The 25535-nt window shown below is 38.2% G+C and carries 22 protein-coding genes, 1 tRNA gene and 4 pseudogenes; 9 read left to right on the plus strand and 18 right to left on the minus strand.

Translation table 11 applies throughout. The features are described from left to right. Nucleotides 1–3: 3 nt before the first annotated feature. From ABLB96_RS16715 to ABLB96_RS16735, 5 genes and pseudogenes are all read right to left on the minus strand, one after another. Nucleotides 4–3132, minus strand: coding sequence for an efflux RND transporter permease subunit (locus tag ABLB96_RS16715; RefSeq protein ID WP_000460236.1), 3129 nt, complete (start codon nt 3130–3132; stop codon nt 4–6). Between the two features lie 14 nt (nt 3133–3146). Continuing rightward, the gene (locus ABLB96_RS16720) at nt 3147–4622 is read right to left on the minus strand and encodes an efflux RND transporter periplasmic adaptor subunit (protein WP_001041870.1); all 1476 of its coding nucleotides are present in this window, start codon (nt 4620–4622) and stop codon (nt 3147–3149) included. 10 nt (nt 4623–4632) lie between these two features. Then, nucleotides 4633–5832: a TolC family protein gene (locus ABLB96_RS16725; protein WP_000039774.1), complete on the minus strand. Its 1200-nt coding sequence runs from the start codon at nt 5830–5832 to the stop codon at nt 4633–4635. A gap of 48 nt (nt 5833–5880) precedes the next feature. Next, the gene (locus ABLB96_RS16730; RefSeq protein WP_348898515.1) at nt 5881–6336 is read right to left on the minus strand and encodes a hypothetical protein; all 456 of its coding nucleotides are present in this window, start codon (nt 6334–6336) and stop codon (nt 5881–5883) included. A 156-nt stretch (nt 6337–6492) separates the two neighbouring features. Then, a pseudogene (locus ABLB96_RS16735) lies at nt 6493–6894 on the minus strand (hydrolase or metal-binding protein); the annotation flags it as partial. Between the two features lie 77 nt (nt 6895–6971). Between ABLB96_RS16735 and ABLB96_RS16740 the strand changes: the two are divergent. Then, nucleotides 6972–8180: an IS256-like element ISAba26 family transposase gene (locus ABLB96_RS16740; protein WP_000343018.1), complete on the plus strand. Its 1209-nt coding sequence runs from the start codon at nt 6972–6974 to the stop codon at nt 8178–8180. Between the two features lie 34 nt (nt 8181–8214). Here ABLB96_RS16740 and ABLB96_RS16745 read toward each other — a convergent pair. The 5 genes and pseudogenes from ABLB96_RS16745 to ABLB96_RS16765 all read right to left on the minus strand — a co-directional run. After that, nucleotides 8215–8715, minus strand: a pseudogene (locus ABLB96_RS16745) (hydrolase or metal-binding protein); the annotation flags it as partial. A 212-nt stretch (nt 8716–8927) separates the two neighbouring features. After that, a complete protein-coding gene (locus ABLB96_RS16750) occupies nt 8928–9971 on the minus strand; it encodes a YqaJ viral recombinase family protein (RefSeq protein WP_001090272.1) in 1044 nt (347 codons plus the stop codon). Nucleotides 9972–10139: 168 nt separating this feature from the next. Continuing rightward, nucleotides 10140–11183: a DUF932 domain-containing protein gene (locus ABLB96_RS16755; protein ID WP_000951122.1), complete on the minus strand. Its 1044-nt coding sequence runs from the start codon at nt 11181–11183 to the stop codon at nt 10140–10142. Nucleotides 11184–11241: 58 nt separating this feature from the next. Beyond that, nucleotides 11242–11529, minus strand: a complete 288-nt coding sequence (locus ABLB96_RS16760) for a hypothetical protein (protein ID WP_000058781.1) — start codon at nt 11527–11529, stop codon at nt 11242–11244. Between the two features lie 215 nt (nt 11530–11744). Continuing rightward, nucleotides 11745–13892 (minus strand): glycine zipper family protein, encoded by a 2148-nt coding sequence (locus ABLB96_RS16765; RefSeq protein WP_348898523.1) that lies wholly within the window; start codon nt 13890–13892, stop codon nt 11745–11747. A gap of 604 nt (nt 13893–14496) precedes the next feature. Between ABLB96_RS16765 and ABLB96_RS16770 the strand changes: the two genes are divergently transcribed. Genes ABLB96_RS16770 through ABLB96_RS16785 form a run of 4 tightly spaced genes read left to right on the plus strand, consistent with a single transcriptional unit; the run spans nt 14497 to nt 15777 of the window. After that, nucleotides 14497–14751, plus strand: a complete 255-nt coding sequence (locus ABLB96_RS16770) for a hypothetical protein (RefSeq protein ID WP_000701730.1) — start codon at nt 14497–14499, stop codon at nt 14749–14751. Nucleotides 14752–14753: 2 nt separating this feature from the next. Next, nucleotides 14754–14894 (plus strand): hypothetical protein, encoded by a 141-nt coding sequence (locus ABLB96_RS16775; RefSeq protein ID WP_001259410.1) that lies wholly within the window; start codon nt 14754–14756, stop codon nt 14892–14894. After that, the gene (locus ABLB96_RS16780) at nt 14884–15111 is read left to right on the plus strand and encodes a hypothetical protein (protein WP_001087629.1); all 228 of its coding nucleotides are present in this window, start codon (nt 14884–14886) and stop codon (nt 15109–15111) included. Before ABLB96_RS16775 ends, ABLB96_RS16780 begins: the two co-directional genes overlap by 11 nt. 12 nt (nt 15112–15123) lie before the next feature. Further along, nucleotides 15124–15777: a hypothetical protein gene (locus tag ABLB96_RS16785; RefSeq protein WP_000838342.1), complete on the plus strand. Its 654-nt coding sequence runs from the start codon at nt 15124–15126 to the stop codon at nt 15775–15777. A 57-nt stretch (nt 15778–15834) separates the two neighbouring features. Here ABLB96_RS16785 and ABLB96_RS16790 read toward each other — a convergent pair whose 3' ends face one another. Beyond that, on the minus strand, nt 15835–16074 hold the full coding sequence (locus tag ABLB96_RS16790) for a hypothetical protein (protein ID WP_369030217.1): 240 nt from the start codon (nt 16072–16074) through the stop codon (nt 15835–15837). A gap of 18 nt (nt 16075–16092) precedes the next feature. Between ABLB96_RS16790 and ABLB96_RS16795 the strand changes: the two genes are divergently transcribed. Further along, nucleotides 16093–17225, plus strand: a protein-coding gene (locus tag ABLB96_RS16795; RefSeq protein WP_225367773.1) for an IS3 family transposase whose coding sequence is annotated in 2 segments (ribosomal slippage) — nt 16093–16345 and nt 16345–17225 — 1134 coding nt in all. Because the reading frame shifts where the segments join, the coding sequence is not laid out codon by codon here. Nucleotides 17226–17284: 59 nt separating this feature from the next. Here the strand turns inward: ABLB96_RS16795 and ABLB96_RS16800 are convergent. Beyond that, nucleotides 17285–18070, minus strand: a pseudogene (locus ABLB96_RS16800) (inovirus-type Gp2 protein); the annotation flags it as partial. Between the two features lie 374 nt (nt 18071–18444). After that, on the minus strand, nt 18445–20172 hold the full coding sequence (locus ABLB96_RS16805; RefSeq protein ID WP_000344079.1) for a hypothetical protein: 1728 nt from the start codon (nt 20170–20172) through the stop codon (nt 18445–18447). 184 nt (nt 20173–20356) lie between these two features. Between ABLB96_RS16805 and ABLB96_RS16810 the strand changes: the two genes are divergently transcribed. Next, nucleotides 20357–21094 carry a hypothetical protein gene (locus ABLB96_RS16810; RefSeq protein WP_000101621.1) on the plus strand — a complete coding sequence of 246 codons (738 nt, stop codon included), beginning with the start codon at nt 20357–20359 and terminating at the stop codon, nt 21092–21094. Nucleotides 21095–21125: 31 nt separating this feature from the next. Here ABLB96_RS16810 and ABLB96_RS16815 read toward each other — a convergent pair whose 3' ends face one another. Next, nucleotides 21126–22046 carry a hypothetical protein gene (locus ABLB96_RS16815; protein ID WP_000022452.1) on the minus strand — a complete coding sequence of 307 codons (921 nt, stop codon included), beginning with the start codon at nt 22044–22046 and terminating at the stop codon, nt 21126–21128. A 177-nt stretch (nt 22047–22223) separates the two neighbouring features. Here ABLB96_RS16815 and ABLB96_RS16820 point away from each other — a divergent pair, with 177 nt between their 5' ends. After that, nucleotides 22224–22490 (plus strand): AlpA family transcriptional regulator, encoded by a 267-nt coding sequence (locus ABLB96_RS16820; RefSeq protein WP_000572501.1) that lies wholly within the window; start codon nt 22224–22226, stop codon nt 22488–22490. 55 nt (nt 22491–22545) lie between these two features. On the opposite strand, the pseudogene ABLB96_RS16825 reads toward ABLB96_RS16820, so the two are convergent. Then, nucleotides 22546–22968: pseudogene (locus ABLB96_RS16825) on the minus strand (tyrosine-type recombinase/integrase); the annotation flags it as partial. A 160-nt stretch (nt 22969–23128) separates the two neighbouring features. Between ABLB96_RS16825 and ABLB96_RS16830 the strand changes: the two are divergent. Then, the gene (locus ABLB96_RS16830; protein ID WP_000572501.1) at nt 23129–23395 is read left to right on the plus strand and encodes an AlpA family transcriptional regulator; all 267 of its coding nucleotides are present in this window, start codon (nt 23129–23131) and stop codon (nt 23393–23395) included. Nucleotides 23396–23450: 55 nt separating this feature from the next. Here ABLB96_RS16830 and ABLB96_RS16835 read toward each other — a convergent pair whose 3' ends face one another. The 3 genes from ABLB96_RS16835 to greB form a co-directional block, all read right to left on the minus strand. Further along, entirely contained in the window at nt 23451–24665 is a 1215-nt protein-coding gene (locus ABLB96_RS16835; protein WP_000235462.1) for an integrase arm-type DNA-binding domain-containing protein, read from the minus strand. A gap of 168 nt (nt 24666–24833) precedes the next feature. Continuing rightward, nucleotides 24834–24923, minus strand: a tRNA-Ser gene (locus ABLB96_RS16840). A gap of 89 nt (nt 24924–25012) precedes the next feature. After that, nucleotides 25013–25507, minus strand: coding sequence for a transcription elongation factor GreB (gene greB / locus ABLB96_RS16845; RefSeq protein WP_107972575.1), 495 nt, complete (start codon nt 25505–25507; stop codon nt 25013–25015). Between the last annotated feature and the right edge of the window lie 28 nt (nt 25508–25535).

Genomic DNA, 25535 nt, shown 5'->3' on the forward strand with positions numbered 1-25535 from the left:
CCCCTAAACAACCTGTTTAGCAGCTTCGTTTGATTTTCTTGACCTACCTTGGTTAAACCACACATATAAGGTTGGCAAAATAATCAAAGTCAGTAAGGTTGATGAAATAATCCCACCAATAACAACAGTTGCAATTGGGCGCTGAACTTCAGAGCCAATGCCTACGTTTAAGGCCATCGGAATAAAACCTAATGAAGCGACTAAAGCTGTAATCAACACGGGACGGAGTCTTTCCATTGCACCATGTTTCACTGCATCAATGACACTTTCACCTTGAACTCTAAGTCGCTGAATGGCTGAAACAAGAACCAAACCATTCAGCACAGCAACACCCGATAAGGCAATGAAACCCACAGCCGCAGAAATTGAGAATGGAATATCACGTAGTGCTAAAGCAATCACACCACCTGTTAGTGCAAATGGCACACCTGTGAATACCAAGATACTGTTTCTAACATTACCTAAAGCCATATAGATCATGGCAAAGATCAGAATTAAAGCAATCGGTACTACAACCATAAGACGATTTGAAGCAGATTCCATTTGCTCAAACGTACCGCCCCAAGTCAGCCAATAACCATCTGGTAATTTAAAATCAGCATTCAGCTTAGATTGTGCTTCTGAAATGTAACTACCAATATCAGTTCCACGAACATTTGCTGTAATGACGATACGCCGTTTACCATTTTCGCGAGAAATCTGGTTTGGTCCTTGAACGTTTTTTAACTCGATCAATTCTGATAAAAGAACACTCGAACCATCAGCTAAGCTCACAGGAATCTGATACAGCTTTTCTAGATCTGTTACCGAGTTTTGATCCATACGTACCACAATGTCGAACTTTCGATCTCCTTCAAACACCTTACCTACTGTCTCACCTGTGATTAGGCTAGAAACCTGTTTTTGTACATCCTCTGCATCAAGCCCATAGTTGGCAATCATGTCTTTTTTCAGCTCAACAGAAACCATGGGTAAACCAGACATCTGTTCGACTTTAAGATCAGCAGTACCTTTGACTCCCTCTAAAATCTTAGCGGCAGCGTTTGCTGATTCAAGCAACTGCTCTAAATCATCACCATAAATTTTTACGGCAACATCTGTTCGGACACCTGAAATAAGTTCGTTAAAACGCATTTGAATCGGCTGTGTAAACTCATAATTGTTTCCATATACGCCTTTAGATACGCGTTCAATTTCAGCAACAACCGCAGACTTTTCCTTATCAGGATTAGGCCACTGACTACGAGGTTTCAGCATGACAAAGTTATCTGCTACGTTAGGTGGAACAGGATCAGTCGCAATTTCAGCAGTCCCCACTTTGGCAAAAATAGTCTGAACTTCTGGAATTTTCTTAATCTCTTTTTCTAACGTGTATTGCATTTCAATTGCTTGAGTCAACGACGTACCAGGGATACGCAAGGCATGTAGTGCTACATCTCCCTCATCCAAGGAAGGTATAAACTCTGAGCCTAAACGAGTCGAAAGACTTGCACTAAAAACAAAGAAAATAGAGACAAAAGCGATTAGCAAATATCTGTGATTTAAAGACCAATCTAGAATTGGGTTATAAAATCTTTTGATGCCATGGACGATTTTTGACTCTTCTTCTTTAATTTCACCAGTAGTGACCAATGCCACCATTGCAGGGACAAACGTAATTGAAAGAATCATTGCTGCCACTAAAGCCATAACCACTGTTGCAGCCATTGGTGTAAACATCTTTCCTTCAACACCAGTCAGAGTCATTACAGGTAGATACACCAAGATAATGATCAATTGACCATAGAGAATCGCTTTGCGGGATTCTTTAGTCGCCTCAAACACAGTCGTAAAGCGTTCTTGCCTTGTTAAAACTCGCCCAAGCTCTTTTTGTTTAATTGCCAACTTTGCTAAGGAGGCCTCAACAATTACAACAGCACCATCTACAATAATCCCGAAATCTAGTGCCCCAAGACTCATAAGGTTTGCACTAATTTTCTGGTTCACCATACCTGTGATTGTCATCAGCATGGATAAAGGAATGACCAAAGCGGTAATCAGCGCAGCACGGAAGTGACCAAGAAATACAAACAGAACAACGATTACCAGAATCGCACCTTCTAAAAGATTCTTTTTCACCGTCTGTATCGTTGCATCAACCAAAGTTGTACGGTTATAGACAGCTTTTGCTTCCACACCTTCTGGTAATGATTTTTGAACCTGTTGTAGCTTTTGATCAACAGCGTGAGCAACATTTCGTGAGTTCTCACCAATAAGCATGAATGCTGTACCCAGTACAATTTCTTGCCCATCTTTAGTTGCAGCACCTGTACGTAATTCGTGACCAATAGATATTTTGGCAACATCTTTCAATCTGAGGATATAACCATTGCTCGTCGTAATCGGGATATTCTGGACTTGCTCAATCGAGTTAATTTGAGAATCAGAACGAATTAAATACTGTTCACCATTTTTCTCAATATACCCCGAGCCTTTATTCATGCTGTTCTTAGAGATAGCCTCTAAAATTGTCTTCTGATCCAGCCCTATGCTACGTAAATAAGCATAATCAGGTTGAACTACAAATTGTTTGAGATAACCACCAATGGTATTGATTTCATTAACACCCTCTACATTTCGAAGCTGAGGTTTAATCACCCAGTCTTGTAAGGTGCGTAATTCCGTTGGTGAAAGTGGATTAGGATTGTTCTTGGCATTTTCAACGGTATACATGAAGATTTCGCCAAGTCCTGTAGAAACAGGCCCCATAGAAGTTGCAATTCCAACGGGAAGATTTGGTGTCACTCCTTGTAGCTTCTCATTGACTAATTGTCGGGCAAAATAAATATCCGTCCCTTCTTTGAAAATTGCCGTTACTTGAGATAGACCATATCGAGATACGGAGCGTGTATAGTCTAAATTTGGAATACCTGCCAAAGCAGTTTCAATGGGATAGGTCACTTGAGACTCCATCTCCATTGGAGAGAGTCCTTGAGCTTCACTATTAATCTGGACTTGTACATTCGTAATATCAGGGACTGCATCAATCGGTAACTTGAAATAGTTATAAACCCCTAATGCACCAACAAATAAAAATACGATAAGTACAAGCCAACGATTCTTAATCGAGAGCTTAACAATCTGGTCAAACATAGTCGCTACTCCCCTTAGTGGTCATGAGTAGCGCCAGATTTCCCTAGCTCTGCTTTTAAAAGATATGAATTTCCAGCGGCATAAACCTGTCCTACGCGTAATCCAGATTTAACTTCCACATACCCATTGTACTTTTCACCAAGCTCCAGAGGCCTAGCTTCAAAATCATTGCCAACACGAATGAATACAACATCCCAATCACGGAAGCTCTGTAGAGCATCTTCACGCACAACCATCGGCTTCAAACTTTGATTTTCAAAAATTTGGGCCGTGATTAACTGTCCTGAGCGCCACTTAAACTGGTTTGGTACTTCAATAAAGACCTGTGCTGTACGTGTCTTTGGATCAATGACATCACTGATATATTTAATTCGTCCTAAAGCTTCTTCTGTATCCACAGGGCTTTGAGGTTTAACTTTAACCTTATTGTTAGGATTTATAGCATTTAGCCTGTCAGCGGGAACATTAACAACTGCTAAAAGTTGAGAAGTATTTGCGATTTTAAAAATAGGTGTTGAAGAACTTACATTTGATCCAACAGCACCAAGGACTTCTAATATTGTTCCAGACATTGCAGCACGAACTTCAACAGTACCATTACTAGAACCACCATAAGAGTTGATTAAGTTATTCAACTCATTTGCACGAGTTTGTGCTGCGTCAAAGTCTCGTTTTGCTGAAATATAATCAATTTCAGGTGATACACGCTTTTGCCATAGCGCTCGTTCCTGTTCCATTTTTTGACGAGCAAACTGTAGGCTGTCCAAAGCAACTTTACGATCGGCATTCAAACGAATTACATCTTGGCTTTGAACTACAGCAAGTAAGTCTCCCTGACTCACCTTATCACCTAGATTACGGTAAGTTTTGATCAATGTCCCACTGGCTTTAGGCGTAATAAAGCTTTCAAAATTATCAGGAAACTTCAGTTCGCCTTTTAACTCCAAAGCATTTTCAAACATCTTTGATTCAACTTTTAAAAGCTCTAATCCACTGCTCTTAATACTACTGTCCAACATGGTGACACGGCCTTCCTTCGTATCCCATTTCCAAGTATGCTTTTTCCCTTGATAATCAACGTTTATCATCATTAAAAAGGAATGTGGCTCGTAAACAATTTCATTCCCAATTAAGTAATCACTCTCAGGTTGAAATTGAATATTTTGCTCGGCATCCAAACGTTTGATGTAGATATTTGCTGTTAAGTCTTCAGGTTTAAGTAGTTTATCTTTCAAATACCCATAAACACGGAGGTGTGGTTCCACTCCTTCCTCAAATATCTTGACCTCAGCAGAGAAATCTCCATCTCGATATAAACGACCACCGTGAGGCCCTTTCTCATCTCCAGCCACAGCTACTTTTTCTTCGGCGACCTCACCATGTGCGCTCGCTTGTGTTTTATTGCCCGATTTATACCAAGCAATTGCACATAAGACGATAAGTAAGGCAACGACACCAGTTGCAATCAATGTATTGGTTTGTTTATTCATATTCTTGCCCTTATTCTTGATCTAAATGAGTAATGTAGTTACGTTCGACATCTGCAATTTCAGTTTGCAAAGCCAACCACATATCGAATCGAGCAAGATGTTTGTCTAACCAAATTTGCTTAATATTATTGAATTCAAGTAAAGAGTTTTTCCCTGCTTGGTATCCCATTTCAGCAATTCGGAGACTCTCATTTGTTGCGGGCAAAACCGTTTGATCATATTGCTTAATCGCATCAATCAAGTTGGAAACCTCAATAGCCTTGTTTTCCAATTCAATTTTAGAATTACGATTCACAAGCACCGACTGTGTTTCTGCTTTCGTATGCTCTGCTTGAGCGATCGCAATATTGCCTTTATTTCGACTAAAAATATTGAGGGGTATTGATGTCGAAACCTGAAAGACTTTGTCATTGGTTTCTTGGTAGTTTCTAACCCCTACTCCCAAAGTAATATCTGGTATTGCTTCTTTACGAGCCAACTCAAACTGAGCTTTTTTCAGCTTTGAACTTAAAGTTGCTTCTTGCTCAGACAAACTTATTTTGTCTGTGAAATTAAAGCTTAGCGGAACCTCCAATGCACTACTGGGCAGGTTGGAAGTGAACTTAGAACATAGATTTTTCTGGAACTGAATCTTCTTCACTTCATTTTGATGGCGCAATTTCGACTCAGATGAAAGTGCTATGCTTAGTTGAGCATCGGAAGGAATTACTCGCCCGTACTTAAGACGTTCGGAAAGAACGTTAGCTTGTCTGGCATTCAATTTACTCTCAGAAGAATAAATTTCAGCACGCTGAGTAGCTACATACCAGTTCGCCATACAGATTCTTAAATCTGCTTTGAGTTCAGCCTGACGCTTTGCTATTTCGAACTGATTACGATCACCTTGAAAACTCGCAATCTGTTTTCTCAAGGAAAGTTTATTACTGAGGGGGATCTCTTGTGATAGCCCCAGCAAGGTTGTTGGGCCATCCAAATCTTTCAATTTTGAATTACCGAGATTATCCAACTCCATATTGAAAGTCGGATTAATTAATCTGCCAGCAAACTTTTGATTGATTTCATAAGCTTGCTCGGACTGCTGTAAGCTATTGAGTACAGCATCATTTGCGATTACCTGCTTTTGTAGTTCTGCATAATTCGTTTCTGCGAATACATTTGCTGCTGTTGCTACAAATCCACAGGTAAGAAATATCTGATATTTTTTAGACATGACTTTACCTATACAAAAAAATTAAAAACTATTTTTTGTATAGAAAGATCAATTACGTAGGACGATTAAATCTTTAGAGAAAGTATAAGAATTACTAAATACTAGAGGGGATCGCCGCTTTAAAAAGACTCGATAAACGGGCTTTTCAAAAAGCTGGAAAAAGAATAAAACTAGTGGAAGTGCGAAACTAAGAATAAAGATTGGATCTATGCTGAAATCACTATCAGAAGAAATTGGCTTTACTGAATGATGATAGATCGGCTCATCAAAATTCTTCCACGTATGTGCTTCTGCATCATGATCAGCAGAACTTTTTAGAGAATCATCTGAGTGCTGTAAAGACCAATGACTAGAAGCATCATCCTCTACAATGATACTCAACTCATGCTGATGTTCAATATTTTCAAGTAGAACAGGCGCCCACGCATAAACTCCCGTAATTGTTATGGTAAACAAAAACAGGACAAATGCGAGTATAAGCTTAGAAAACCTACTTGAACGCATAGTCATGAACATACTTCTGATTTGCTACCAAAATACTAAAAAGCGTTATTAAAGTAAATCCATCTCTCAAAAATTCTAGGAGTGAGTATTTTCTTATCTACAGTCCAAAATCTGCAAAAAAAAGAGTACAAGTACTCTTTTCTAACTAGGTCCATTTCAATTGAGAGCCTGCACAGAATGCTGCAACCCTTTCTGAATGTCTTGAACATGAGTTAAATCACTAAGCTGCTGACCCTGCTCTGGTTTTGGTTCATTGATATAAAACTCCTCAACAATATCCAGTCCCTCCTCACCTCCTACCTCAAATCTGGCATTACCATAACCTAGCCTTGCCACATGATCTAAAGCCTCCTGATAAAACCCTGCTGTCTTGCTTTGTCCATCGATCTGTTTGGCTGAAGTAATGGCTTCTTGTAGATTGATTCCATCACGTAAGGTTAAGTCCACGTAATAAATTGGGGTACGGTAACTTTGCGTTGTGCTTTTTCCTCGTAAGGTCAGTTGCAATGGCAAACATGAAAGTAAATCACCTGAAGCCGCATGGTAATAACGAAGCCGTGGGGACTGTTCTAAATTTTGTGTAAGTACTTAATTTTCATTTATCCTTCAGAGGATAATTACAAAAGGTACTTCACATGGATGAAGCAACAATCAAAAGTATGGCTGCCGAATTGGCTAAAGGTCTAAAAACACCAGAAGACTTAAACCAAATGACAGCAGTCTTTAAAAAATTCATGATTGAAACTGCACTCAATACTGAACTTTCAGACCATCTCGGTTATGAAAAGCATCAGCCCAAGAAAGGCTCAAATAGCCGTAATGGGTTTAGTTCTAAAACCATTACAACTCAAGATGGACAACTGGCTTTAGATATTCCCCGTGATCGAGAAGGTTCATTTGAGCCACAAATTATAAAAAAGCACCAAACACGCATCACCAGTATGGATGACCAAATCCTCTCACTGTATGCAAAAGGAATGACTAATAGGGAAATTGTAGCCTTCTTCAAAGAAATGTACGATGCCGATGTGTCAGCATCTCTCATCAGCAAAGTTACCGATGCTGTGATTGAGCAAGTGACTGAGTGGCAAAATAGAGCCTTAGATAGCCTTTATCCTGTTGTCTATCTTGACTGTATTGTTGTCAAAGTCCGTCAGCACTCCAATGTGATTAACAAGTCCGTATACCTTGCTTTAGGCATCAATATGGATGGGCAAAAAGAATTACTGGGTATGTGGATTGCTCAGACAGAAGGTGCCAAATTCTGGCTGTCAGTCATGACAGAGCTAAAAAATCGAGGAGTACAGGACATTCTTGTTGCCTGTGTAGATGGATTAAAAGGCTTCCCTGACGCGATAGCCTCTGTTTACCCTCATACTGATATTCAACTGTGTATCGTGCATGTTGTACGCAATAGCCTGAGATTTGTAAGCTGGAAAGACTACAAAGCTGTTACGTCGGGTCTGAAAGCGATTTATCAGGCAAGTACAGAGGAAAATGCTTTAAAATCCCTAGACATCTTCTGTGATCAATGGAATCACCAGTATCCCAAAATTGGAGAATCCTGGCGGGCCAATTGGGAAAATATCCGAACGATCTTTAGCTATCCAGCCGAAATACGTCATGCAATTTATACAACAAATGCGATTGAGTCGTTGAATAGCGTAATACGCCATTCAACGAAGAAAAGGAAAATCTTTTCATCTGATGACTCAGTAAAGAAGGTCATTTACTTAGCAACATCAAATGCTGCGAAGAAATGGACGATGCCAATTCAAAATTGGCGTTTAGCAATGAATTGGTTTACGATTCAGTTCGATGATCGATTAAAAGATCATTTATAAAAAATGGAACTTACACAAAATAATTTACAGGCTCAAGCCGTGCAGCTAAGGTACGAATGCTATTGAAACCTGTAGTCCTAAAAATGAATGTACCCAACTCATCCGACTCATCTAGATTGACGTAAAGCCGCCCATAAGGCTTGCAGTGTCCACCTTGGGCCAAGGGGCATAAATCAGGTGATGGACATGGATGCTGTTCAACCCCGTTTTGTCCAAGTCGCTGACAGGTTTCACCATTACCAGTACAGATGGGCCGACCAGTTTGTCGGTCGAATAGAGTGTACTCAGCTCGCAAGTTGAGTTCAGGATCATTAAAAATCATCCGGACAGGAATGGTTCTGAGTTTCTGGTTTTGTGCCTTGGCTCTTAGCTGCTCATCCAGTGGGTGTTTCACCCAGCCATCCTTATTCTGAATTTGGCTAGTAATCGTAAATTGATCATCTTTTTCAGGCAGACGTTTACCATTCTTTTCGACCACTTTACCGATACTAATTCTGCCGAGTATTGGCGGTGTAATCGCTAAACCTTTGATCATGTTGTTTGTCCTATAAGTAAAATTTTACTGATTACCCCTTGCTATGTAAGTAAACAGAAATATGAAAAGCTACGACTTCGCAAAAACCGCCATTGTTGGTCTACCGCTCCTTCGGGAGTCGGTAGATCGGGGGTGGTTTTTTTGCGCTTTTGGGAAGAATGGATATTTCATGCATATATAGTTAGCGATATAGATGCATGGTTTTGATCGGGTCAGTCATCATTGCTATAGATTTGAAAACGTCGTGTCCCCACCTTGTTTTGTGGAAACTCATTGATTAGTTCAGGATGCATTTTCAATACAGCCTTATTATCTAAAGCAATGGAGTCTTTAGATCGTTTCCACGTCACTGAACCATTGGCAAAAGTTGCTCGTTCAGCATCTTTCATTAACATCTGAATTTGATGCTTAGTTTCATCAAAGCTGTTTTGGTGTTTTTCAATATGATGCTTTTCTTGAATCAGTTGAGCAAACAACTGATTGGCTTGTTCATTTTGACTGAGATCTTCGACACTGAGTGGAATATGTTGAGGATAGAGTTGCTGAATGGCTTTAGCTGCCGATTCACTGGCATCGACTGAAGGTGGCGTGTCATTTTCCACACACTCCCAAAAGTATCGCTCTGCATTCACAATATGTTGAATGACTGATTCACTGCGTGCCACTTTATAGATACGAGTTTCATGACCACAGATCAGCACACAAATATGCGCTGCCTTTTTGCCTGTTACAGCGAGTTGATGTTGCACCTGACACAATACGTATAAAGGCACACCATCTCGCCATAACTTTGCTCCATATTCCCCTGCGGTTTTGCATTCTAAAATCTGTACTTCCTCACTACCTACCACCGAGTAATCTAAGTTAGCCAGCATAAAATGCTTATCCTCATCAGGATGTTGTAGTACGGCATTGATACGACGAACTTTGTTGTTGGTATGCATGCTGTAGTATTCAGCGACCAAAGGTTCAAGTTGTTTACCCCAATATAAAGGGGCATGACCTGTGCTTTCATCTTCAATGGATTGTTTAACTCGACCTGTCTTGATCATCCACAGTTCTAGCATCGACATATAGGGATTAAGTCCACAGGCTGCGGCACAGTCACTACTGCCAATACCTTGGCGTCTGACTTCAAGCCATTCTGCTTGAGTCATATTCTTTGTATTGACCAAGCGTTTGGCTGTGAATAATTTTGGGGCAATAAATGGGGTACTTGCCTGTTGCATAGATGGATTTAAAATTGCGGTATTCATATTGAAGTCCTGATTATTTTGCTATGTAAAATGATGGGGATCACAAAAAATGGGCATAAAAAAACCACAGCCGAAGCTATGGTTTTAATAATTTTTAAAATTCGAAATTCCATTTAAAAATGCTTAGTTAGGTCTAACTTTCCATGATTGAAAAATGTATATTCCGCACTATGCAAGCATGTTAAGTGCCTGTTCCAATCCTCGTTGTTTGATCGATGCGCCAGCACCAAACCAAGCTGAATCAAGCCGGTGATCGGTACTCATGGCACGACGTTCGTGGTCTATAAATTCTGTGATTGAACACAGTAATCCATAGGCTGTTCCTTTGGCTGAACTTAGCTCCGCACCTCGTCCTTGACCATTAAACATTTCCATAGCTCGACTCATCGATTTGGCATTTGGTTCAGCTTTGTCCTTGCCATTGGCTTGGGCTTGTAAGGCTACATCACGGTAGAACTGGATGATGTTGTCCTCCTGATCCACCACGTTGTTCATTGTGCTGTTATTGAACACGGCATCAAAGTAAGCGGATGCTTCCATCTGACTCACTTTACGTTGTGTCAGTTGCTTCATTTCATACATGTGTTCATCCCATGCACGTACTGAAATACCGAGTTGCTGTTTGACCTTATCAGCATCAAATTTAGTACTGTGTGGAACTTTGACCACACCTGCACTGCTGTTCTGTCCTTTTAAGGCAATCGCTAAAGTATTGTTGCACACTACTCGGATCGAGGTAAATTGTGCGGTGGTGGCAAGGGTTCCGTCACATGCTGTTGCCAAGAGCATATAGCCATTACTGACATCTTTGCCCTTCAACATGGATGTTTGCCCTGTACGTGCTAGTGCCCAGAATTTCTTGCCACCTTTGAGTACACCTGCGGTTTCAAGTTCAAAACCTGATTGCTCGGTGAGGTCACGATAGAATTCTAAAATCTCTCTCGGTTGCACTTCCTGAAAGCGTTGACTGACGACTGACAGTGGAGCATGGGTATCAGAGCGATATAAAACTCGTTGTTCTTCATAAGGCATGATGATGCTTTGCCCACGGTCATTCTGCGCCATATAACTGACATTAGAAGATTCAATCCGCCAATCCATACCTGCCTGCTGTGCCCAGACTTCAATCGGTTGGTTTTGTGTCAGTTGATTCCCTAGTCCGTGCCAAGGGGTTTCTCCGACATACGCCATTTGTTCAAGTTGATGTGCCATAGTTTTATTCCTTTTAATTTGAAAATGAAATTTGAATTTGTGTGGTTACTAACGATCTTTAATGCAAAAGGTGCGCTGGAAACTTTTGGTAGCAGTTGTGGCAGAAGCATAAATTCTGCTGTGGTGGTGTGCTTTGTTCGGTAAATGAATTCAACACACTGCCGAGTACCGTTCCTGCTATTCCACCGACAATCGGTGGCAGATTGAAAGACTTTGCGACCGTGGTTCCCAATGCACCCAATGTGGTCGGTGTGACCAAATTGGTTAAGGTCGTATTTGATTGTTGTGTACTTGCTTCAACCAATATCACATTCGTTGAATGGCAAAAGGGACAGCTCAAGCTCATAGCTCGACTCCTTAAATTTTGTGCATAAAAAAAGCCTGCTCGATGGCAGACTTTGTTTTCATATTTTCATGAAGAACTCAAAAGAGTTTCATGATTCTCATTAGGATATTATGTGTCTGAAATTATTTGGAATAACTTTTAATTTACTAATTCAATTAGTAAATAATCTCTCCAATTTTTTATTTCAAATACAACTATCAATATTATTCCAACACTCAAGCAGGTTTAAGCTGATGAGTACGATTAGGCTGTGCTGAATCAGGTTTGGCAAGTTCCCTATAAATCTCTAATTGACGATTAATTTCATTAATTTTTGGCTGTAGATCAACTGATATAAAATTACTTGACTCATCAATAGCCACCCAACCAGCTTGAACCTTTTCCATTTCATTACCTTTTTGCAACTTATGTAATATCCATTGGTTCAGATGATAGGCACGCATATAAGCTTCATGTTGATAGATCAATAAAGTACTAAAAGTAATAATACGATCAGCATTATTCAACATATGAGTTTCAAAACTTTGTAGCTGTTTGAATAGCACATTTGTTCGATGAACCAATAAATTTTCATTGAACCACGCTGCGAATTCAATGAGTAATTTCACTACGATATCTCTCTGATTACACAAGGCTTCTCGATTCATACTATTTGCACCTGTAGAACCAGCAACCCCTCCCATATATGCACCAATACCACTCGCAACAATGACTCCAACACCACCTGTAGCAAGACCTGCTAATGCGCCGAGTAGCATTGACCCTGTCATTGCACCTCCAGCAATTGCAGCAGTTTCTTTGCCAACATTTTTTAAGTATTGCTCGCCATCCACTTTACCTGAATTAAAATCACCATAATTACGATATGCCGCTAAACCAATCGTTAATAGTGGGATTGGTAGCATATCTCCTACATCCGCAAAATCTGAAACTTGCTCTAGTCCTACACCAGTAGTTTCCTGAACAGCTTCATAGCTTAAAGTGGTATCCACTAACACCATCGGATGATTACCTAGCTGCTCTGCAAGTTCACTGTTCACAATCACTGGAATATCTGGATACTTATCAAAATGACTTAATACATAATCAGCATCCATTGAGCACTTAACTTGCATCGGTGTGCCATCAACAATCAAATCATAACCAGCTTGGTTTGCGCTATCGGGAAATTCAACTGTATGTCCTTGTTGTTGTAAATTCAGTGCAACCTGTTGTTCAGCAACATAACCAGTTAAACGAGTCACTGCTCCTGCACTATCTAGTGTATTCGCTGAAATGTCTTGTAAAGTATTTAAGTTTTCAGGATTTCCTTTTGATGCAAAGCTCAATGCATCTAATACAGATGGATCAATATGTGCATAATCCCAAATTAATCCTAAAGAATATGCGGATGCCGTTAAGCCCACACCCACCTTTAGCCCTTGATCAGATAATATTTTTTCTAGCTCTTTTTGTGCTTTTTGATTTTGGTTAAGACACTCAACAATTTTTTTATTTTTCAAAAGTTTTGGTGCACTCGCAATAATTCCTTCACTATATGGAATCTGCGAATCACGCCCTCCAAAAAATGTACCAACTCCCTTACTAAAACTATTTAGCCCACGTCCCATGTCAGCTAAGAAATTCGTATCTTCAGGACGAGTTGCAATAACGTCTTCTGGTAAAAGGGCTGTTATAGCACGATTGAGTAGATTCCCTTGTAATGCTCTATCTTTCGCATCGTCTATAGAGCAAAGTAAATATACAGCATATTGCAAATCACCAAACTCTCCTTTTTCCTGATTATAGATAACATTCTTCCGCATTATTAAACATTCAAGATAATCAAAATATAATGTTTCTTGATAAGAACAATGCTCAAAATAGTACTCAAACTTTTCTATAGCGCTAGTATAGATTTGACTACGTTTGTACACTATCGCCTGTGCTTTAATGACAGCATTGCTAGGCTCACGCTCAAATAAAATTTTTAAGATCTCTCGACTAATCTGTAAATGTTCACTTTTTTCAATCTTCGATAAATACCGACTGACTAATTCAGAAATATTCATCGACGCTTGATGCTTGAGTTTGAATAAAATACATTGCTCTAACCAAGCATAATTTTTTGCATGCCCCTGATAGTGAGGGATAAATACTATTTCAATCAATTCAACCAATTCTAAAGCAACGCCAATTTCCTCAGATGAATTGATAGAAAATTCCCATTTTTGTGGAATAGTCACACTAAATAAGCGAGAGAAAAACCCCGAATTAAGATCAGCTTTTTCTTGAGTAACTAACATCAACATATCTTCTGGAGTAAGTGTATGTTTTTGAGTTTTAATTCTATCTAGTCGTACTTTAAGTAATTTAAAATTCATATATCCCCCTAATTTTTTGAATTTTCAGATAATTTACTATTTTAGACACCAGAATTATATTACTTAAAATTGAAAAAGTACTAGTGTATTAAAAATAATAAAATTATTGATTTATTTATATATTTTCATAACCTCGATTGACTAAACTCACCCTTAATTTTATCATTCGACTGCTGACCTACATCGTCAGTCGGTTTTGACAGACCGTTTACAAAAGGCGCACAACAACGCTGTGATGGTTTTGTGCGTTCTCTTAAGTCACGCCTTTACGGTGAGACTGGGAGGGGCACGCTTGCGTGCGCTGATTTCCTTTTGTATCAGTCTGTCAACCCGCCCAGTCTTGCCACCATTATTTGACAGTAATTTGGTAAGACTCTCTTTCATACAAAAGGAGTAGTCACCATGACTCAGCACTTTCTATCTATATTATTTTCCCTAAAACGATTTTCTATTCCTCTGTTGCAATAGCAACTTTCAAAATTTTTTGCTTATTTGACTGATCTAAACGCTATCTAGCCTTGGAAAGCTTTTTCAGATCTACACTTTAGTCAATTCAGCAAAATATATTACACATCAAATAACACAATAAAAATTAGGGGAAATGATGAAAATTCAAACTTCACTCATTGTTGTCTCAGTTGCACTTCTAGCATCAGGCTGTGCCAGCAAAACCGAACGCCAGTTTATCAGTGGTTGTAAAACAGGCGGCATTAATGACAGCACTTGTTCATGCATCTACGACAAACTTGAAAAGAAATATGGTGAGGGTGGACTGAAAGAAAATATCTACACCTTACAACAAACTGAATCCTTCCAGATGGATATGGTCAATGTGTCCTATCAGTGTATGAAGGAGTAGCCATGAGAACACTTGCAGGCATTATCTGCGTCATCGCTGTGATTTGTGTACTGGGTCTACCCTTCATTAGCTTCATGATCGTGATGGGAATTTTTATTGCATTGGCAAAATTTGCAACTGGGGGGGAAGTAAATGAATTCTAATCTTAAAGCTGGACTGATCAGCACTTATCTGGTCATTGGATTCTTTTTTGCCATCTATCAACATTTCTGGGGGCAGTATAACTATAAGCCATTTACCTACAATTTAGGGCAAGGCTTAGTGTGGCCTGCGGTGATGTTTCCTGTAATCGGTAAAATTGTTGGTGGAATTTTGATTCTACTATTCGTCTGGTTTGTTGTTATTCGTCCTAAATTATAAGGGAGTGCAATCATGAAATCATTATTTTCCACCATTGCCTTGTGTTCCCTGTTAATGGCATGTAGCCAGAACAATCAACCACCAAAAACTGATACTTCAGGTGAGCCTACCAATAATGCTGCTCAGCATACTCAATCAATCTATGCTCCTTATACCGAGGAAGCAGTTAAAGCTAAACTCAATGAAATGCAGATGATTATTGACAATGGTCATGTCTATTTACCTGCTGAGGTCAAGGAAGCGGAGTCTTATATCAGTGGATGGAATAAGTATCCTGATGTGCTGAAAGCCATGATGGAAACTGACCTTAATCCAAACAACACTCAGGAAGCTGCTGACATTCCGCTTGAGAATGAATCTGCACAAGTTAGCGATCTAAATGTTAAGGCTCGCATTAGTGCTAGAGAATCTCAATCTGCTTTTAATGTACAAGGGGCAATTGAATATATTCTTGAAATTCAATCGACCAGCAATCAGCCTTTTGTTCTACAAGGCATGAAAATTAATCGTGGTCGTTGTGGTTATTACACCGCTGACTTTCATAGCAAGATGCCTGTGCAAATGAGCTATAGCTCTACAGTATCGTACTTATTGAAATGCCGTGGTGATCAGGTGCTTGAAGCTGAATTAATCACCGATCAAGGAAATGTAAGTTTGTCTTTTTGATGTCAAACTGTACAAGATAGAGAATACATCTGATAGTCGTGTTCTCTATTTTTAATATCATAATGACTCATTTTGTTCAATATCTCTGCGCCATTTTACTTCAAACTGACCTGTACCAAAAGTCCGCATCTGTGGAGAGGTTTTAGCCCGTAAGCGCTGATCTTCTTTTTCAGGATTGACCAAGTACATCGCTGCACGAATCGCATTTGTAACTTGTATTGGTTGATAGAGGTGGATCAGGAAATTTGAACAACACTTATAAGTGATATTTTGCTCCCCAAATGATGTTATAAACATCAATATATGGAGTATTTTATGGCACGTAGACCAAGAAGAAATCATTCAAATGATTTTAAAGCTAAGGTAGCACTTGCTGCGATTAAAGCAGAAAAAACACTTGCTGAATTGAGTGCTGAATTTGATGTTCATCAAAACCAAATTATCGACTGGAAAAATCAACTGATTTCAGCTTCCTCGCAAGCTTTCGATCAATCAAAAGCTCCAACAGAACCACCCATCGATCTAAAAAAACTACATGCAAAAATCGGTGAGCAGGCATTAGAAATTGATTTTTTAGAAGGTGTGTTGAAGAAACTGGGCCGCTTCAACCACAAAAGTTAATCGATGACTCACTTCAGATTTCAGTATCTAAGCAAGCTCAGCTGCTGAAAGTCTCCCGTGGTTGTTATTACTATCGCCCAAAACCTGTGAGTGCATCAGATCTGAAGCTGATGCGGTGTATGGATGAGTTACATATGCAATACCCTTTTGCAGGTAGCCGTATGATGCGTGATTTGTTGAATCGTCAAGGACATCATATAGGACGACGTCATACACGTACTTTAATGAAGAAAATGGGCATTAATGCGTTATATTGCAAACCAAATTTAAGCCAGGCTAATCAAGCTCACCGCAAATATCCATATCTGCTCAAAGGATTGGCTATTCAGCGCAGTAATCAAGTGTGGTCTACGGATATAACGTATATCCCTATGGCAAAAGGCTTTGTTTATTTATGTGCTGTGATTGATTGGCATAGCCGCAAGGTACTTGCGCATAGAGTATCGATTAGTATGGAGGTTACATTTTGCATAGAAACATTAAATGAAGCTATTGAAAAATATGGTCGACCTGAAATATTTAATACAGACCAAGGCAGTCAGTTTACCAGTGATGCATTTATTGATGTATTGAAATCAAATGACATCCAAATCAGCATGGATGGTAAAGGTCGATGGGTTGATAATGTGATGGTTGAACGATTATGGCGGAGCGTTAAATATGAAGAGGTGTATCTCAAAGCCTACAGCAATGTTTTGGATGCGAAGAAGCAATTAAACGCATATTTTGAATTTTATAATTTGAAACGACCTCATTCGAGTCTGGACAAAATGACTCCAGATGAGTTTTACTATGACCAGCTACCACAACAAAATAAGGTAGCTTAACTAGAGCAGAGTATCACTTATAAATAAGCTTTTAGTTGTTCAAACATGTGGGACCACCTCTGATCACGATGAATCATTCCAACCCCAAGCAATCCATTTTTATCAAATTTTTCCTTGTTGTCTTTGGTATTACAGTTGTAGTGAGTACCCTGTTGATTGGTGATGTGCTTCCAATACTCAGCCACCAGTTTTGCTAAACCTGAATCCTCTATACGACTATTCCCATCATAGATGAGTAATAAATGGCAGTGATAGCCTTTTTCTACACCCTGCTCTAATGCCCATACATAACCTTGTAAGTGCTTAAAACAGGTATCTTTATTTGACATACGATTACATAGAATATCCAATGCATACTTAAAGTCTTGAATACCCCAATGGATTTGATATTCTTTAAGAATAGAGATATCTACTCGAACAAACTGTAATCTAGCATAGTGTGTAAGCAGTTTATTTAGGTAGCATTCCAGTTTAAAGCGATTACGTTGTTCTTGACGCTGAAAATCGAATTGTTCTCGTATTGTATTTTTCATCTCATGTTGAATTATGCCTTGAATATGGAAGATGTGGTTTAGTTCAAATCGTAAAATATCTTCATAAAGATGGGAGTCCAATTTATCCATAATGTAATCTACGAGATTAATCACTCTTTTGAAAACATTAATGATTCTGGAATAAGTAAAATCTTCTCTGTAAATCACCTTAAAAGCACACACAGCATCCAACAGCTCTCGCTTGAATTCTTCATGATCATCAACAAATTGCTCATGGCATGTACTAACCATAAAATCTTCGATTGAGATAAGAATGGATGATTCACTTTCTAATGGATTATTCTGGTACATTTAGGTTCTCACTGAAACATAAGGTTCATATCTAAGTGAGAGATGTAAAATTTTACTGATCATGATTCTAAAGCAGGATGTTGTGGTCATCCTGCTTAGCTGAACATGCTTAGAGACTTTGGAACATACTATAGGGTTAATTTAGAATGCTTTTAGTGATTTGATATTGATACATTGTCTATAACCCATTTGAGTATGGGCTATACTTAACTAAATAACTCACTGTATTTAATCAACGATATAAGTTATTGTTTATATTATTAATAGATAATAATATATATTACCTGTTAAGCAAACCTGTCTAGACTGACCATTACACCACTGCGCCATACAGCGAGAATAACCAAATTATGGGAATATTACAGAAGCTAAACTTACGCTACTTTTTTATTCAGCAATTCAGTTCCTCCTGTATAAAACTGATCCAGCAATCCATATTTTTTCATGTCATCAACACTAGGTTCAATGAATTTCAGCAAATAGTCTTCGTTCGAATATTCCTCCTCTTTCCCACGAATTGGATGAGGGATATCGATCAGAAAAAACTCATCTTTAGTGAGTGTTGAATCGGGCACATAGATACAACTATACATTTTCTGCGACTCGACTTTTGGTATAATTTGAAAAAACTTGCCTGCTACATGACTGAGTCTTCGCGTACTTTTTAAAAATGGTAAAATCTGATTTTTGGCAATCAAATTCAAACAAAATAATAAGAATTCTAGGATGAACCGTTGCTCCTGTTTCTCTAGCTTCTGAATCTGTATTTGGATGTCCGCATCTGGATCGCTGTTTCTGATTAAGTCAGGATTTGTAATCAATTCCAAACGGTATTTTTCTTGAAAGACAAAAGGATAAATATCTTTTTCAATTGTAGTCCGATTTAAAATATCTACACCATATAACAGTGAACCTTGTAAGATATGCTGACGTAAACCCCGCTGATCAAGCAGTCTGCAACACCATGATTCAAAATAGCATTGCATCATTGTCAAATTTGAATCCAAATCATTCAACTTGATATGTTGCTTCTTTTTATTGATTAATGCTTGTTTGAACACTTTTGCAAATACTGTCAAATCTCCTTGTTCCTGATGGCATTGTTGTAATTGCAAATAATGAATTAGACATTCTTTAATGAAACTAGAAATCGTCTCCTGAACTTGTGATGAAGACTGGATACGCTCAATCATTGTTCCAGAAATAATGTTGATTTTATCTGAATCAAGCCCCTTAAGAACCAATGTCGTAAGGTGATTGAGATCGCGTGAGTTGTCAGAATCCAACGGCTGCACCTGCTCAGAAATTACCGTAAAAATATCAGCAATCATTTTTATTTCAAAATGATGTCTTTCACTCGCTTCCAATATATAAAACCGACCATACCGAGCATGATTACCCCAAAAGGTATGAGATAAATTCAACACGTAGGTTGGCGTTATATTTTTTATAAATTTGTTATTGATCGTCCCATGCACATGTACCCGAAGCAGACCTATCTTTTTCAAAAAGTAGATCGAATCAAATATTGCTTGCTTATTTAACCCTGTTTTAGCAACCAGTTGTGTTGTACCTATATTACGTATCACCCCATAAGCATCACATGAGCGAGTCAAGTTTGATAATGTCAACAATACCCTAAAATCCAGTTTTTGTTCGGGTAGTAAATCAAACTTTTTAGTGGTCACTCTGACTTGAGATAATTTGATTAAAATAAGCATTAAAAGGTCAAACTGCTTAATCGCTCTCTTAAGGCGGACATACCTATGATGGGATGTTTCATGTTGATTAACTTTACTCAATAGCAGATTTAAATAATCTAAATTCAGCTGTATTGTTCTAACTCTTGCCCGCCGACCTGTTTCTGGATATGAAAACTCCAATATCTCAAAGCCTGATAACTCCTCCAATACCAGTTTTAATTTTTTATGTTGCACACCTATCTTTTCAGACAATTCCAACAATGAATCGTTGGTTTTTTGTGTACCAAAGAGACTAATAAATTTAATCAGCACCAGTCTAGCGTAGGAACTTAATCTATGTGGTGATAACTCATTAAAATTAAAAATGAGCTGCTTATGCTCTTCTGTCATTTCATCCATACATTTTTATTCATTCAACATTGCTATTAGTAAATTTTAGAATTATTTTTAGATAGGCAAAAATATTTACTATAAAATAAATTTAAAACAAATAAACATTTACTAAACGTATTTAGAAATGTTTATTCCACCTTAATTAAAATCTTTAATCATATTAGAATTTCAAACATCATAGAACATCAAAATGGCAAGAAAACAACTGACATTGCAACAATGGCTTGATAAAGATCAGACATTAAAATCCTTGTTTTTAGAGCACGAATGTAACAAAGAGCAGGCACTACTGCAGATAGTTCAGCTTCCTGATGGACGATTGCAAATTCAGCCCATCGAAACCATGATCCACCCATTACTCGTAGCAGAAATAACGAATCAATGGGTACTTTTACTCAATGAAAAATATTTTTCCGATCTAAAAAATAGATTCAGAAATTTCAAATATTCCAAGAAAAATCATGCGAATGTGAGAAAGCAATTTTATCTAACCTCACATACAGCCAAAAAAATGGAGGCATTGACTGAAAAGCTCAAACTTAAAACTGAGGCAGAGTGTCTAGAATTCCTGATGAATACGTATGAGGCAAAGCAAACGCTCCCTCCACCCTATAAGCAAAAATTAAATGAAAAAGACATGATTATTGAGGAATTGAACCAACGCATCAAAGCCCTTGATAAAATGCTTTATATTAAACAGCTTCAGGTACGCAAACAGGATGAAGTCATCCAGAAGTATCTCATTAATGAATTAATCAACAGTAAAATTACCATTAATGAATTAACCAATAGCCCCCTTCAGGACGCCAGTGAAATTCAGAAATTAAAACTCCAGTTTTTAAAGGAAATACAGAAAAATATTCAGCTAGAGCAAATCAGGCACCTATCCGTTGATCAAATTGCTTCTGATACTTTTGGTAATGAATAAGCTGATGATTGTTTTTTATGAGTACTTCTTATCACTTTTGAATAAGAATATCCTGTAACAGTTCAGTACAATCCCTTAAGTGGTGAAGAATACTTTCATCATTATAAATGGTGTTATAGGGTATTTTTTTCCCCAGCAGCAAAGCAGGGTCAGTTGACTTCTGAGCAATGATTAATTCGTTTATTTCTAACTGAAGTTTGTCGATCCTGTTCTGATATTTACGATTCTGATAAACCTTTCCATGATAATTTTCATTCTGTTTATTATGGGAATTAATGAGTCGTCCCTTTTCCAATTCTTCAATCAATGCCAGCTTAGAATCTATTTCATTCTGAATCCAGACCAGATTATTTTTTTGATATTCAAGTCTAAGTATTGGCAAAATTGATTTTACCGCCTGTGATAAATTCTCCCACCGACCATTTTTATGAGCTTCATCCCTTAAAACCCGATACAGAATTTGATGCCGTGGGTATACATTCTTATCATTACGAACTTTGACTGCCCGAATACCTCTCATTCGTTTCAAAATCTTTAAATTGCGTTGGGTGCAAATATTTTCATCCAGAGCCTGATAAGCCTGTAAAATGACACTATAACGTTTTTTTTGAATTGTATTTGAAAGCGTATCAAACTCGTCTTTTAATGCATTTAGCTGTTCCAATAGTACTACTATCTGCATAGGTGAAATGACAGTATTCTCACCTAAAATCAGTTGATGAAATTCATTTATTTCTTTCAGAATTAAATCATTGAGGTGTAGTCGCTCGTTCAGCACCTTTCGCTGTATATCGCTTAACTCAGCAACGATGATTCTTTTTTCTGGCTCATCAGCTGTTTTTATATTTCCACATGCCTCATTTTGTAAAAAACTGGATTCATAATAAGTAAACAGACAATCAATGAACTCCTGTTCCAATTCATTTAAGTCTTCAAATTTTATAATAGACATATTTTTATATTCCAATATGTTAACAATGTATAATAGTAATGTTTTTTTATAATTATGCACTGTTCTTTTATCACTGTATACCACTGTCTATCATGAGCCATATGAAAGTATGCAATGTTCAATATCAATACTTTCATACTGTTAATATTTATGTGTATAAAATCCTAGAGGTGGAAAATGATAGAACAGCATTATCGTGTCAAAGACTTAGTCAACTACCCTGAACGCCCTGCCAAGGACTATGTAGATCGTGGTGGTCGCAGACGAAAGCTATCTTATAAGCCTGCAACCAAAGGGATATTGAATATTGCAGAATCCACCTTCTGGAAAATGATTCGTCGGGGTGATTTTCCTGAACCTACCTATTTAACAGCAAGTATGCCCACATGGGCTGAAAGCCAGATTATTGAATGGCTTGAACTCAAAGAGCTTAAAGCAGCATAAATTAAATAGCCTGTCGTTTGACAGGCTATTTTTTTATCATTGGATTTTCATCTTTTTACTGTTGCTGATCCAGCAATGATTCTAGGTAATTCGCCCACTCCTGCATCATCTCCCGACGATTGTTTAAAAATTTGGTTCGATTGTAGGCTGTACCATTATTATCTTTTACTTTATGTGCCAATTGATGCTCAATAAAGTCTACACGTTGTTCTAATATTTCATCCAACATGGTTCGTGCGGTTGCACGTAATCCATGTGCCGTTTGCTTCCCAGCATAGCCCAAGCGTTTTAACGCTGAGTTAATCGTATTATCAGAAATAAAAGTTTTACCATCCCGACCCACGAAAATGTATTCACTGTATGGGTGCAGATCAATAATTGAATCAATTAAGTCAAAGGCCTGATCTGACAATGGTACAATATGAAGCTGCTTGGTTTTACTAGCTGTAAATTTAAAGCATCTTTCTTCACAATAGAATGTTAACAATGTATAATAGTAATGTTTTTTTATAATTATGCACTGTTCTTTTATCACTGTATACCACTGTCTATCATGAGCCATATGAAAGTATGCAATGTTCAATATCAATACTTTCATACTGTTAATATTTATGTGTATAAAATCCTAGAGGTGGAAAATGATAGAACAGCATTATCGTGTCAAAGACTTAGTCAACTACCCTGAACGCCCTGCCAAGGACTATGTAGATCGTGGTGGTCGCAGACGAAAGCTATCTTATAAGCCTGCAACCAAAGGGATATTGAATATTGCAGAATCCACCTTCTGGAAAATGATTCGTCGGGGTGATTTTCCTGAACCTACCTATTTAACAGCAAGTATGCCCACATGGGCTGAAAGCCAGATTATTGAATGGCTTGAACTCAAAGAGCTTAAAGCAGCATAAATTAAATAGCCTGTCGTTTGACAGGCTATTTTTTTATCATTGGATTTTCATCTTTTTACTGTTGCTGATCCAGCAATGATTCTAGGTAATTCGCCCACTCCTGCATCATCTCCCGACGATTGTTTAAAAATTTGGTTCGATTGTAGGCTGTACCATTATTATCTTTTACTTTATGTGCCAATTGATGCTCAATAAAGTCTACACGTTGTTCTAATATTTCATCCAACATGGTTCGTGCGGTTGCACGTAATCCATGTGCCGTTTGCTTCCCAGCATAGCCCAAGCGTTTTAACGCTGAGTTAATCGTATTATCAGAAATAAAAGTTTTACCATCCCGACCCACGAAAATGTATTCACTGTATGGGTGCAGATCAATAATTGAATCAATTAAGTCAAAGGCCTGATCTGACAATGGTACAATATGAAGCTGCTTGGTTTTACTAGCTGTAAATTTAAAGCATCTTTCTTCACAATAGAAATACTCCTTTTTCAGCTTGCGTATCTCCCCAGGTCGCTGAAAGGTCAACACGGAGATTTTTAACGCCACTTGTGTGATATGTGAACAACGTGGATAAAGTTTGGAGTAGTTCCAAATTTTATTGAGCATTGGAGCTAGTTCCTGCTCCTCTGTCACGGCTGCAAAGTTCCCACCCTGTGGTTTGGGCAGTTCAATATCCTCAATAGGATTGTATTGAATCAGCTTCTTTTTACGTGCTGACTTAAATATCTGGTTCAAGTCCGATTTTAGGCGTTTGGCAACTGACAATGCACCACGTTCAATAATGCGCTTAAAGACCTTAATCTCAAGAATTTCCAAGGTAAGCTGTGGAAAGGTTAAATCACCAATATAGGGATAGACATCGTGCTTTAAACGACGGATCGTCTCTTCATCCTGTTTTTGCTCTAGCTCACGTTTATATAGCCATGCTTCAGCAACAATACGAAAGGTATTTTCTGCTTCTTTCTGTTTCTGGGACTTGGTTTCAATCCGCTCCATTGCTGGATCGATGCCCTGCTTAATGAGCTTCTTATATTCATCACGAATAGTGCGAGCATCATCCAGTGAAACTTCAGGATAAGTACCTAAAGATAAATCATTACGTTTGGCTAAAAATGGACGTGTGTAATTGAATATCCAGTACTTGCTACCACTCTGATCAATACGCAGGTACAGGTTTCCCCCATCAGACAGCTTATACATCTTGTCAGGATCAGGTTTAGCTTTTTTAACTTGTAAAGCACTAAGCTTATTGATTCCACGAGTCGCCATAATTCAGACATAAAAAAATGCAGTAAGAAATAATCTTACTGCATTTTTTACTACTTTATAACTACCGATTGGCGTAGTGCGTCACGGCTTGTCATATCGTATATTTCCAACTTTAACCTTATAAATCATAAACTTATATAGTGTTAAACAGTGTCAGAAACTTGAATTTGGCGGAAGCGGTGAGATTCGAACTCACGGAGGACTCACACCCTCGTCGGTTTTCAAGACCGGTGCATTAAACCGCTCTGCCACGCTTCCAACGAGCGCTATAATATAAACAAAAATGCAAGTTGGCAAATCTTTTATTTAATTTTTAATTCAAACGCTCAAAATAGAAACAAATCTATTTAAATTTCATCATTTTTAGGCTTTTCATAACGAATTGCATTGATATACCAGAGCTTTTTACCTAAAGGGGTGTGTACTTCAACCTCGTCATCGACTTCTTTACTCAAAAGTGCACGTGCCATTGGCGACTCAATCGAGACATGTTGAGGATGATGATCATAAATTTCATCAATCCCGACAATTCGTAATGTTTTTTGCTCCCCTTCTTCATTTTCAATTTCGACCCAAGCTCCAAAATAAACTTTACCTTCTTGCTCTGGAGCATAATCGACAATTTTTAACTCTTCTAAACGTTTTCCTAAATAACGAACTCTGCGATCAATTTTTCTCAGTAGCTGTTTATTGTACTGATAATCGGCATTTTCACTACGGTCGCCGAGGCTTGCAGCCCAATTCACTTTCTTAGTGATTTCTGGTCGTTCTTCATGCCAAAGTTGTTTTAATTCAGCAACTAATTTGTCATGCCCTGACCGAGTGATTAAGTTAGATTTCATGATGAATAACCACTGATGAACAACATAC

This window comes from Acinetobacter sp. XH1741 (assembly GCF_041021895.1).
Classification (GTDB): Bacteria; Pseudomonadota; Gammaproteobacteria; order Pseudomonadales; family Moraxellaceae; genus Acinetobacter.